9 protein-coding genes and 2 tRNA genes are annotated in these 11,962 nt (G+C 59.0%); 5 read left to right on the top strand and 6 right to left on the bottom strand.

Features of this window, described 5'->3' with window-relative positions:
• The first annotated feature begins 473 nt into the window (after nt 1-473).
• On the top strand, nt 474-1,409 hold the full coding sequence (locus Pan189_RS07400; protein ID WP_145363301.1) for a TraB/GumN family protein: 936 nt from the start codon (nt 474-476) through the stop codon (nt 1,407-1,409).
• 127 nt (nt 1,410-1,536) lie between these two features.
• On the opposite strand, the gene Pan189_RS07395 is transcribed toward Pan189_RS07400, so the two are convergent.
• On the bottom strand, nt 1,537-2,226 hold the full coding sequence (locus Pan189_RS07395; protein ID WP_145363300.1) for a uracil-DNA glycosylase: 690 nt from the start codon (nt 2,224-2,226) through the stop codon (nt 1,537-1,539).
• Nucleotides 2,227-2,369: 143 nt separating this feature from the next.
• Here Pan189_RS07395 and Pan189_RS07390 point away from each other — a divergent pair, with 143 nt between their 5' ends.
• Nucleotides 2,370-2,918: a hypothetical protein gene (locus Pan189_RS07390; RefSeq protein WP_145363299.1), complete on the top strand. Its 549-nt coding sequence runs from the start codon at nt 2,370-2,372 to the stop codon at nt 2,916-2,918.
• 190 nt (nt 2,919-3,108) lie between these two features.
• Here the strand turns inward: Pan189_RS07390 and Pan189_RS07385 are convergent, their stop codons facing one another.
• The 3 genes from Pan189_RS07385 to Pan189_RS07375 all read right to left on the bottom strand — a co-directional run bounded on the left by Pan189_RS07385 (nt 3,109) and on the right by Pan189_RS07375 (nt 6,984).
• Nucleotides 3,109-3,954 carry an ABC transporter permease gene (locus Pan189_RS07385; protein WP_145363298.1) on the bottom strand — a complete coding sequence of 282 codons (846 nt, stop codon included), beginning with the start codon at nt 3,952-3,954 and terminating at the stop codon, nt 3,109-3,111.
• Nucleotides 3,955-4,299: 345 nt separating this feature from the next.
• A complete protein-coding gene (purM, locus tag Pan189_RS07380) occupies nt 4,300-5,295 on the bottom strand; it encodes a phosphoribosylformylglycinamidine cyclo-ligase (protein WP_145363297.1) in 996 nt (331 codons plus the stop codon).
• Nucleotides 5,296-5,361: 66 nt separating this feature from the next.
• Nucleotides 5,362-6,984, bottom strand: coding sequence for an SLC13 family permease (locus tag Pan189_RS07375; protein ID WP_145363296.1), 1,623 nt, complete (start codon nt 6,982-6,984; stop codon nt 5,362-5,364).
• 236 nt (nt 6,985-7,220) lie between these two features.
• Between Pan189_RS07375 and Pan189_RS07370 the strand changes: the two genes are divergently transcribed.
• Nucleotides 7,221-7,293, top strand: a tRNA-Phe gene (locus tag Pan189_RS07370).
• A gap of 162 nt (nt 7,294-7,455) precedes the next feature.
• On the opposite strand, the gene Pan189_RS07365 is transcribed toward Pan189_RS07370, so the two are convergent.
• Both Pan189_RS07365 and folP read right to left on the bottom strand, forming a co-directional pair.
• Nucleotides 7,456-7,526: transfer RNA gene (locus Pan189_RS07365), tRNA-Gln, on the bottom strand.
• 74 nt (nt 7,527-7,600) lie between these two features.
• Nucleotides 7,601-8,488 (bottom strand): dihydropteroate synthase, encoded by an 888-nt coding sequence (gene folP, locus Pan189_RS07360; RefSeq protein ID WP_310821212.1) that lies wholly within the window; start codon nt 8,486-8,488, stop codon nt 7,601-7,603.
• 253 nt (nt 8,489-8,741) lie between these two features.
• Between folP and Pan189_RS07355 the strand changes: the two genes are divergently transcribed.
• Together Pan189_RS07355 and ligA are read left to right on the top strand one after the other, a co-directional pair.
• Nucleotides 8,742-9,209 (top strand): hypothetical protein, encoded by a 468-nt coding sequence (locus tag Pan189_RS07355; RefSeq protein ID WP_145363295.1) that lies wholly within the window; start codon nt 8,742-8,744, stop codon nt 9,207-9,209.
• Between the two features lie 213 nt (nt 9,210-9,422).
• Nucleotides 9,423-11,462: an NAD-dependent DNA ligase LigA gene (gene ligA / locus Pan189_RS07350; protein ID WP_145363294.1), complete on the top strand. Its 2,040-nt coding sequence runs from the start codon at nt 9,423-9,425 to the stop codon at nt 11,460-11,462.
• Nucleotides 11,463-11,962: the final 500 nt, after the last annotated feature.

Raw genomic sequence — 11,962 nt, 5'->3', positions numbered from 1 at the left:
AAAAGTCCCTCGGCAGCAGCGCACGACTTGGGGCAAAGCCGTACGGAGGGCACGCCGGTCTCCGTGCCGTCGGCGGAATATTACCGACGGCGGCAGGTTTCGAGAACCCTGATCTGATCACAAATGCTACATAGGCTTTGAAATGCGTCAAGTCCGCCCGTTTCGACAGTCTCGCCGCGAGTCGACCCCATGCACATTTTTCGAACATTAAATTGTGTGTTTCGCGGTTTCAATTGGGTGATTGACGCGATTCAGGGGGTTCGTCGATCATTGCAAACACGTCGCAGCATAGTGGGAATGAGCGATCGCTCGGCGGCGACTTGAGACGCGGCGGAGCGGATGACATCCGTCAATGTGACGATAGGGCGCGTGGGTATTTCCTCTGGTCGGATTGCGGCCTATGCTTGTCGAAACCCGGACAATGATATCTGAACGACCGAGACGCCATCTCCATTCCGATTGACGAGACGACCATGGCTCAGCACTTCCCCAAACCCGGTAGCGATTCTCTGCTTCGGTTATTCCTGGGTCTGATCGCAGCGGGCGTGCCGTCGCTCGCGTGCGCGGGCGATGCCGCAACGACCGTCGTTGAGGCCGATGTCACCGAAGAGACCGAGTGGGTTCGACTGCTGCGAACTGAAGGCGGCAAGGCGAAAGCGTTGGAGACGTCGATTGTCCGGTTCACGAAAGGCGATACGGTCGTTGACCTGATCGGTGCGATTCACGTCGGCGACAAAGCGTATTATGAGGCGTTGAACGATCGCTTCGAAGACTACGAAGCCGTGCTGTATGAGTTGGTCGCAGAGAAAGACGCCATCAAGAAGGGCACGCGAGCGGCGAAGAACGATCGCGGTGCATCGATGTCGTTGATCGGATCGATGCAGACCGGAATGAAAGATCTGCTCGAACTGGAACACCAGCTTTCGCTGATCGATTATCGGGCTGACAACATGGTTCACGCCGACATGTCGCCGAAACAATTCGCCGAGAAGATGCAGGAACGGGGCGAGTCCTGGTTCACGATGTTCATGAACATCATGACCAAGAGCATGGCCGCTCAATCGAAGTCGGGACGCCCGCCGTCCGATTTCGAAATCATCGCGATGCTGTTCGATAAGGACCGCGCGACAAAACTGAAGGGCCTGATGGCTGAGCAATTTACGCAAATGGATGTCCTGACCGACACCTTCAGCGGGCCGGATGGGTCCACGATCATTACCGAACGCAACGCCGTGGCTCTCGACGAGTTGAAAAAACAACTCGCCGCCGGGCAGACGGAAATCGGGATCTTCTATGGTGCGGGGCACATGCCCGACATGGAGGAGCGGCTCATCGAAGACTTCGGCTTCGAACGAGGCGAGACGACTTGGCTGACGGCTTGGAACATTGCCGGTGACGATTCGAACTAGGCAAGCGCGACCGGCGAATGACATCTTGGATCGCGGTTCGGGTCAGCGCGGTGAGAGGTCGTCGGTCAAGCCCTGCATGATGTTCTGATAGATCGTCTTAAGCAGTGGATGTTTTCGTCTCTGCCTGTCACCGCCGCGTCGACTCGATGAAACTCCGGCATTCGGCGAGCACGTTGTCGAACATCGCCTCCGTCAGCTTGCCGGTGAAGGTGTTTTGCTGACTCACGTGATAGCTGCCGATGATCGTTAAACCGTCTGCGATATTGAAGACCTGTCCGTGTTCAAATTTCGGTCGTGCTCCTTTATCGCGATAACTTTCTTTGAGTAGGGCAAACGTGGCATTCCACGCCAATGCGCCAAGGCACAACACCACTTTGGGATTGGCCTGAGCAAAAGTCTCTACGAGCCACGTGCTGCAATTGGTTTGCTCATCCCGGCTCGGCTTATTCTGGGGCGGGGAACAGTTACACGCGGCTGTGATGGCGCAGTTTTTCAGTTCAAGCCCGTCATCGATCGCGGTGCTTTCCGGTTGCGACGCGAAGCCGGCCCGGTGCAACGCGGCGTAGAGAAAGTCGCCGCTGCGATCGCCGGTAAACATCCGGCCCGTTCGATTCGCGCCATGCGCCCCCGGCGCGAGGCCCACGATCAGCAAATCCGCTTGCGAATCGCCGAAATTCGGGACCGGTTTCCCCCAATATCTCTCGTCCGCGTAGGCTCGACGCTTGGTCCGGGCGACCTCGCGGCAGTACTCCCGCAACCGGGGGCACCGTTTGCAGCGGATGATCCGATCATTCAGTTCGTTCGGGGACGGTTGCATCGATGACAGGAGTCGATCAAGGAGCGTGGTTGCCAGAAGCTTCCGGGCCGCTCCATACTAGGGGCGGTCGTCATGAAATCTGCGTAAAGCGCCGACCGAGAGTTTTGTGTCTTTAGTGTTGCCGGCCGGGTGGAACGTCGCCAATGAACAAAATGACCTTCGCCGTATCGTCTCTGCTCGCCGCGGTCCCCGCGGGCTTTTTGGCCTACCTACTGGTGATGGCCTTGCTGGGCGGATTCGAGAAGTTCCCGATGGTGCTCCTGATCATGGTCGCACTGACGCTGCTCGCCAGCGTCGTCGTCGCGATTATGCCCGTCGCCATTCTGCTCGGCCCATCGACCAATCCCCGGGCCGACGAGGAAGACGTCGACGAATCGTTCGAAGACGACGGATTCGTTTCTGATGAAGGGGTCGACGAAGATGGCCTGCCCGCTTCGGTCGTCGAAGGCGATGGGGACGACAGCGATTTCGAAGCCGATATGATCGAAGGTGACGAATTCGGCGAGACGGCTGAATTCGATACCGACGGGGATGACGAGTTCGGCTCCACCGAAGAATTCGGAATGGACGACGACTTCGAAAACGAGGAATTCACCAGCACCGAGGAATTCGAAACCGGTGACGACCTGTTCGCCGAAGGCGACCAGGACGAATTCGACTCCTTCGACGATTTCGACGACGAGAAAAAATAGAGTTTCGACGAGAAGCGACGGACGAGAAGCGTGAAGCGATTACGTAGGGCGGGCTGTGCCCGCCGACCGGTCGCTCACTGGTTTCAAAAAGCGAATTCGCCTCCGACACTTCGGCTTTTCGTTCCCCGCTTCTCGCTTCTCGCTTCTCGGCGGGCACAGCCCGCCCTACGCCTCTCGGGCACAGCCCGCCCTACGAGCTCGCGCTGCGATAGCCTCTGAGCGAACCGATGAAGATCGCTCGGGACACAGCTACACCGATGATCGCTGAGAGCACACTGATCCCGATGAACGGCCAACTCTCCAGCGACTTCATCAGCACGCGAGCCGGCAGCGTGACGGCGAGCAGGATTGGAATTACGTAGCTGAACGTGACCAGCAGAATGCTCGCCAACGGGCCTCCCTGATAAATATCCCGCGGGTAGCGAGCGAAAACCGTTACGTAGAACCAGAAGTCGTAAAGCCCCTGATTGCGCCCGAACCACACACTCGTCGCAGCGAGTGAAATCATCAAGCTATAAAACAGCGTCACCCCGCAGCCGACGAGCAGGATGTAGAGGGCGATCCGCAACAGCCCGTCCGCGGTCCAGAAGAGGTCCCACTGCCCGAGGTCATTGATCGCATAGCCGAGCAGCGCCACCGACAGCAGCACTTGATTGAGCATCGCGATTTCGACCTTCTCGAATGAGACCAAAAACTGCGTGTCGATCGGTTTCGTCAGGACGAAGTCGAGGTCGCCCTTGCGAATCAACTCGCTGAAGTTCGCACAATTCGGCATGAAGAATGTCTCGACGAGCGCATTGATCAGCATGCCCGTCGCCATGAAGCCGAAGTACTCCGCCCGCGACCAATCGGCGATCGTCGGCACGTTGCGGTAGATGATCTCGAACAGTGTGAGCTGCGCCGCGAAATAAAACGCCCGCGTCAGCACTGTAATGATGAAGTTGCTGCGGAACGTCATCTCGCGCACGGCCGAGTTCCGCAGGAACGTCAGCCAGACGCTCAGATAATTCGGGCGTTCGACAACAGATTGCTTCATCAGTCGATTTTCAGGCGTCAGCCCGCTGAAAAAGAGTCAAGGGTCAAGAGTCGAGTGGCGAGAGCAAAGCGAAACAAGCCCGAAGCGCGAGCGAGGGACTCCGCGGGAATGGCTACCTTTTCATTAAAATCCCTTGCTCGCGCTGCGGGCTTGTGTGGCGATCATATTTGTCGAGGGGCAAGAGGCGAGTGGCGAGAGCAAAGCAAAACAATACAAGCCCGACGCGCGAGCGAGGGATTTTGCGCGAATGGCTACCTTTTCATTGAGTTCCCTTACTTGCGCTGCGGGCTTGTGCGGCGTTCCCACATCGAACGTGGCGTGTATCAGAGCGATTCTCGCCCACTTTCACTTTGCGCGAATCCGTCCCACTTGAAACCCGCCGGGAATCTGATCGGCGAATTCATCCGGCACTACGAACACGAAACCGATCCCGCAGTTGAATACCCGCCGCATCTCGTCGTCGGCGATGTCCCCGAGTTTGCGGAGCCATTCAAACTCCGGTGGCAATGGCCGCGGCTCGACTTCCAATCCACAGCCCTGCGGTAGAATTCGCTCGATGTTCTCAACGAGTCCGCCACCGGTGATGTGACAGAGGCCGCGCACGTGCGGCCCGACATCGGAGGCGAGTAGGTTGCGCACTTCCTCGGCATAAATTCGAGTCGGCTCGATCAGCAACTCGCCCACCGAGCGACCGAGTTCGTCGATTCGATCGCCCGCCGACATGCCCGCGTGGTCAAAGACGACTTTGCGAATGAGGCTGTATCCGTTCGAATGAAAGCCGCTCGACGGCAACCCCACGACCACATCCCCGGGCTCGATCTTCGAACCATCGATCAGCTTGGAGCGATCGACGACTCCGACGGAAAATCCCGCCATGTCGAACTCATCGCCCGCGTAGACGTCGGGCATGATTGCCGTCTCGCCGCCGATCAGCCCGCAGCCCGCACGCACGCAGCCTTCACTCACCCCGGCGACCAAGGCCGCGACTTTATCCGGCTCGTCGCGTCCCATCGCGAGATAGTCGAGAAAGAACAGCGGCTCCGCCCCAAGGCACAGCACGTCGTTGACGCACATCGCGACGAGATCGATTCCGACCGTATCAAACCGCCCGCAAGCCTGCGCGACTTTGAGCTTCGTCCCGACGCCGTCGGTGCCCGAGACAAGAACAGGGTCTTCGAACTTGCCCGCGTCCATCAGCCGGAACAGCCCTGCAAACCCGCCGGGCAAGTCCATCATCCCGGGCCGTTTCGTCCGCGCGACGAGTTCGGGCAATCGCCGCATCGACTCGGCGTAGACGTCGAGATCGACGCCGGCCGATTTGTAGGTAACGGAGTCGGGCATCGCGTTCCTGCTCAGAGGGAGTTTTCGATCGATTATCGATTCGACCGGGAATTTGGCAACGCAGCCTCAATCGGTTGAGGCGGCATCGGCTGGAGCGGTGATGGCCCAGTCAGGCACCTGCGTGGCCGACAGCCCCAACTGCGGCTTGAGCCACAGCAGTGTGGTTGCGGTAATCACGACGACCCCGGCCAGATTGAGCCACAGGCCGGTGCGGGCCATCTTTGCGGCATCAATTTTTCCGGACGAAAACGCGATCGCGTTGGGAGCGGTCGCGATCGGCAACATGAAGGCACAACTGGCTGAGACGGCCGCCGGGATCATAATCAGGCGCGGGTCGATCCCCAGTTGAGGCGAAGCGGCAGCAAGCACCGGCAGGATGATCGCGCAGGTCGCGACGTTCTGATTGAACTCCGTCAGAAACGTCAACGCAAAGCAGGTCACCGCGACGACGACCCAGATCGGCAGTCCGGCGAGTCCCACGAACTGGCCGCCGATGTACTGCGACAGCCCTGACGCTTCGAAGCCGTTCTTTAGTGCGAAGGCCCCTCCAAACAGTAGCAGAATCGCCCACGGCAGCTTCCGCGCCGTCGGCCAGTCCATCAGCATGTTCGTCTCGCCGTCGGCATCTTTGGAGGCGGGAATCAGGAACATCAATACGGTCATCGTGATGGCGACCGTCGAATCGTCGACGGCTCCCCGCGCCCGCCCCTCATCGATTCCCGCGGCAATGAGCAAATCGGCCAGCGCATCTCCCCACCCGAACGTGACCGGCCCGAATCCGAAGTCGAGCGGCGTCCGCAAGATCCAAAGCCCCGCAGTCGCCGCAAAGACGGCGGTCATTAACCATTCCGCCCGAGTCGGCTTACCGAGATCACGAATGCGATCGGTGAAGAACGAGGCGTCGAGCGACTCCGCCGAGGGCGGTTCCCGCAGGCGCCAGGTCAGGACCGTCCAAGCCGTCGCCAGCAGCACGACGCCGACCGGCAGGAAACTGACGATCCACTGCCCGGCCGACACCGCCGGGCCGTCGGGAAATTGGTCGCTGAAAGTCTGCGTGTAAATCAGATTGGTCGGCGTCCCCACCAACGTCGTCACGCCGCCGATGCTCGCCGCGTAGGCAATACCGAGCAGCAGGGCGAAGCCCATGTCCGTGTCGAATCGCCGCCCTTCCCCTTCGTCCGCGGCATCACCGCGCAGCTCGGTCAGTGTCGAAAGCAGGGCGAGCGCGATCGGCAGCATGAGCAGCGTCGTGGCGGTATTCGATATCCACATCGATAGGAAGGCCGTCGCGAGCATGAAGCCCAGCACAATTCGCCGCGGCCCGACGCCAACGGCGCGGCAGACATGCAAAGCAATACGTCGATGCAGATTCCATCGCTCAATCCCGAGAGCGATGACCATCCCGCCGAGAAACAGCATGATACTGTTGCTCATGTAGGCCCGACTGATGTCGCGGGCTCCCACAATCGCCATCAACGGGAATGCCACGAGAGGGATCAAGCTCGTCACGGCAATCGGCAGCGCCTGTGTCATCCACAGCACACCCATTGCAGCCGTCACCGCCGCGCAGCGTCTTGCCGGATCGGGAAGATCGGCTGGCCACGGCGACAAGAGGACGACAAGAAACGCCACCAATGCCCCAAGCTGCCAGCGACGAGCGTGCTTCGGTATTTCGGTCGGTGAAGACATGAAATAGTCGCGAGCGGCTGAAATCAGGAAGGCAGGACGCCAAAAGAACAGGGCGAGCGTAGCGACTCAGCCCGTTAAGATCACCCTTGGCCACCGAACCGCCGTTGCCGAAGCCGTGTCGCAAGGTCAGCGGTCGAAACTTCCCCCGTTCCCTCGCGCCGATCCGTTGCATGGATCGGGTGATTGCCCTATTCTCCGCTGCTCGCTTGATCGCGACGTTGCGATCGGCGACCTGAGGGCGGGTAGCTCAGTTGGTAGAGCACAGGATTGAAAATCCTGGTGTCGGGAGTTCGATTCTCCCCCCGCCCATTTTGGTAGGCGAATCAAAAACCCCCAAGCCGACGGCATGCCGTCGGCTTGGGGGTTTACTTTGTGCTACGAAAAATTCCTGGAGGCATGCCTCCGGCTTAGCTGCCGCAGGCACATCGCGTCGTGACGACGCTGCCGCAGGCATAAATTCGCCTGAGGCGAATCCCCCGCGAGGACTCGAACCTCGACTAAGTGAACCAAAATCACTTGTGCTACCATTACACTACGGGGGAGCAGTGTGAGGCGGGACTGTATCGCAAGTGCCGCCTCCGCTTCAAGGTGTCCGGCCTATGGAAGCGGACGATTCTCAATCGATCGTCCGCAGGAGGTCTCCCGGCTCGGTCACGCATCGCCATGCGGTCAGAGCGTCGCGAACCGCGCCGACGTCGTGGACGCGCAAAATGTCGACACCTTGCGACGCCAATGCGATCGACACACCGATCGTCCCTGCGGTTCGCTCTTCGACCTCGCGGCCCAGCAATCGCTTGAGAAATCGCTTGCGGGAATGGCCGATCAGAACGGGTCGGCCGAGTCGTCGCAGGGCGTCGATGTTGCTGAGCAACTCGAGATTATGGCGGGCCGTTTTGCCGAATCCGATTCCCGGATCGATGCAAATATGGCTTTCCGCAATCCCAGCCGATCGCAGTGCGGCGATCCGCGCAGACAAAAATTGGCCGACCTCGGCCACGACATTGTCGTAGCGCGGATCATCCTGCATCGTTTGCGGCGTTCCTTTGATATGCATGCAGACGACACCGACTTTGTGTTCGGCGCACACCTCCGGCATCAGCGGATCGAACGTCAGCCCCGATACGTCGTTGACGATCCGTGCCCCCGCGGCAACGGCTTCGCTCGCGACGCTCGCTTTGGTCGTGTCGATTGAAATCGGAACGTCTGTCGCCGCCGAGATCGACGAAATTGCGGGAATCACTCGACTCAATTCTTCGTTGACATCGACCACATCCGCCCCCGGACGCGTCGATTCGCCTCCGATGTCAAGAATCGCGGCACCGTCCGCCACGAGTTGCAGTGCGTGATCGACGGCCCGAGATTCTGTGTCAAACCGGCCGCCATCCGAAAAACTGTCGGGAGTGACGTTCAGAATCCCCATCAATAGCGGGGCAGAATCAAGTTCGAGCGACCCATTTCGGATCGACCAACGTGATGGAACGGGAGATGTAATTGGTCCGGGCATAACTCGATAACACATCGATAAATACTGATTGATCAGTGGATTCTCTGGGGAAGTCCCCTTATGAGTCCACCGGAGAAGTTAGCAAAGGGGGTTTCCAATTCGGAAGAATCGACAAAGTCGTTTCAATTGTGATTGACTATAGCTCTCACAATCGTAAACCTCTTGTCTGCGTGGTTTACCTAAAGTGCCGCGCGAGCCGTCCCCCGCACCGGGTCGCTGGGACGAATGTGCACACAACATTGAAGGAGATGCAATGAGTCGTAAGTTTTTGGCGCTTGTCGCCGCTAGTGGTTTCTGTTTTGCCCTGCTTGGCACCGCCATGCAGCCGAAGCAGGCCGAAGCAACGCTGCCGTTCTTCTCGAAGTCATGCGGTTCCTGCGGCGGGTTCAGCCTGTTCAGCAAGTTCAGCAAATTCTGCAAGGACGAGCCGAGCTGCTGTGTCGAAACCTGTGCACCGACATGTGCCCCAGTGCACGTGAGCTGCGCTCCGGTTTATCACAGCCCGGCCCCTGCTTGCTGTGAGCCGGAACCGACCTGCTGCGAGCCGACCCCGACTTGCTGCGAGCCGGAACCGACCTGCTCAAGCTGCGGTGAAGCTGCACCGACCTGCACCAGCTGCGCTTCCAGCGTGAGCTACACGACCTCGGCTCCGAGCTACAGCCCGGAACCGATGGAAGTCGAAGAAGAAGCCGAAGAAGCCCCCGCACCGCCGGAAGCCTAATCGAGCTTTGCGGTCGGTCCAACCGCCCGCACTATAACGAATCGCTGAACGCAGCCCGGCGACCCACAAGGTCACCGGGCTGTTTTCGTTGTGAGCGAATCAATTCAAACGATTTCGCAAAATTGCTGCAGAGGACATGTGAACGCTCGCAACCGGGCAGCGGCTTTCGGAACATACGGCGAAGCAATTCGTATCACCGAGACGCCAGCATCCATGTCCGAGACCGTTCGTCAGGAAATTGAAGAGCTCCGTCGAAAGATCGAGCACCACAACCACCTCTACTACTCCAAAGCACAACCGGAGATTTCCGACCGCGAGTTCGATCGCCAGATGCAGCGGCTGATCGATCTGGAGCAGGAGCACCCCGAATACGACGATCCGAACAGCCCCTCGCATCGCGTCGGCGGTGAGCCGATCGACGAATTTCAAACCGTCGAGCATCGCGTGCCGATGCTGTCGATCGACAACGTGTTCGATCTCAACAGGCTGGCCGATTTCGATGACCGCGTCCGCCGCGGCCTCGACGGGGCCGACTTCACCTACACCATCGAATACAAAATCGACGGCGTCGCCCTCGCGGTCGTCTATGAAAACGGAACATTGGCGACCGCCGTGACGCGGGGCGACGGGCAGCGGGGGGACGACGTCACGCACAATGCCCGCACGATCCGCGATTTGCCTCTCAAGCTGCAGTCAATCAATCTGCAATCAGCCGACCTGCCCGAATTGATCGAAATTCGCGGCGAGGCTTACATCCCCAATTCCGACTTCGCCGACCTCCGTGCTGAGCAGGAGAAGCGCGGCGAAACGGTTTACGCCAACCCCCGGAATTTGACTGCGGGCTCAATCAAGCTGCTCGATCCCAAAGTCTGTGCGGAGCGCAAGCTTCGATTCTTCGCCCACGGTATCGGGGCGTACGAGGGCATCGATTTCAAATCGCACCAAGTCTTTCTGGAGAAACTCAAAGCGTTCGGCGTGGTGGCCACACCGCAGGTCCGTCACGCAAAGACACTTGAAGAGGCTCAATCGAAGATCGAAGAAATGATCGAGGAGATTCCGTCGCTCGACTTCGAAGTCGACGGATTGGTTCTCAAAGTGGATCGCTTCGACCAACGCCGCACGCTTGGCAATACGTCGAAAAGCCCGCGCTGGTTGGTCGCCTACAAGTGGGAAAAGTACGAGGCAACGACCACGCTCGAGGACGTGCAATTTCAGGTCGGCAAGACCGGACGTGTGACACCAGTTGCGTTTCTTGCACCCGTCGAGATCGCCGGCACGACCGTTTCCCGGGCCAGCCTGCACAATGCCGATGAGATCGCGCGGCTTGATTTGCACGAAGGCGACGAGGTCGTGGTTGAGAAAGCCGGTAAAATTATTCCGCACGTCCTGCGGGTCGCCAAAGAGAAGCGAAAGAAGAACGCCAAGGCGATCCGCTTCCCCGCGAACTGCCCGGTTTGCGATACGAAGCTGCAACGAGATGACGGGGAAGTCGACTTCCGTTGCCCCAACCCGAACTGCCCCGCCCGGCTGAAAGGGTCGCTTGAGTTTTTCGCCTCGCGGACGGCGATGGACATCGACGGCCTTGGCGAAAAATTGATCGACCAGCTCATCGCCAACGACCTCGTCAAGTCGCTGCCCGACCTGTACCGCCTCAAAGACCGCCGCGACGATCTCTTGAATCTTGAGCGGATGGGCGAGAAGTCGGTCGATAAGTTGATTGGTTCGGTCGAAAAGTCGAAGTCGCGTCCAATGTGGCGGCTGCTGACCGGTCTGAACATTCGGCATGTCGGTCAAAGCAATGCCCGCGTCCTGGCCGAGGAACTCGGGACGCTGGACGAGATCATGAAACAGTCGACCGAGTCGCTGGCCGCGATTCCGGAAATCGGCGATGTCATCGCCCGCTCGGTGCACGACTTTTTCGAAGCCGAGCGAAATCGAAAACTGATCGAAGAGTTCCGCGACCTCGGCCTCGATTTCGGCCAACCGGTCAAGCAGCGACCCGACCGCAGCACCGGACCCCTCGCCGGCAAAACAGTCGTCGCCACCGGCAGCCTCGAACGCTTCACGCGTGACGAGATCAAGGAACTGATCCGCGATCACGGTGGCAAGTCATCAAGCAGCGTTTCGAAGAAAACCGACTACGTCGTCGCAGGAACAGATGCCGGGAGTAAGCTGACCAAGGCCAACGAACTTGGGGTGAAAGTGTTGAAGGAAGAAGAGTTTTGCGAGCTGATTGGTCTTGATGGTGGTTAAAAAGAGGGCCTGCGAAGGTGTTTTTAAGATCGATTCGCCGACGCCGACCGGTCCGATGGATGCTACTAGGGATGCTTCGTAGTTCCATCGCGGTTGCTATGCTGCCACCTGCCCAAGCAGGGCGAAATGTGGCCCCACTTCCTTGGTGGCAAGCGACGCTTGCCGGCATGTTTTTACTTCTATTCATCGCGCAACCGGTCGCGATAGTTCTCATCATCCTCGCACATGGCAGGAATTCTTGAAGCGGGTAGCCCGGCCAATTTTGGCCGGGTCGCGCAGCGACAAGATGACTTTCGAAAGACTCTCGCTGAAGTAGTCGGCCTCCCGCTCTTTCGTGACATTCTCGACAGACGTCTTGTGCCTGACGGCACCCGGCCGACCTCGGCCGGGCCGCCCGTTCTTCTTTCTTTTTCGCTGACAGCTAAACGTTGACAGCTAAAAGCTTCAAAAAATCGGACACGTGTCCGCAGCTTTGCCGCGGCAACATCCGCCGCATGGGA

The organism is Stratiformator vulcanicus (assembly GCF_007744515.1).
Lineage (GTDB): Bacteria > Planctomycetota > Planctomycetia > Planctomycetales > Planctomycetaceae > Stratiformator > Stratiformator vulcanicus.
This window is presented reverse-complemented; position numbering and strand designations above follow the sequence as displayed.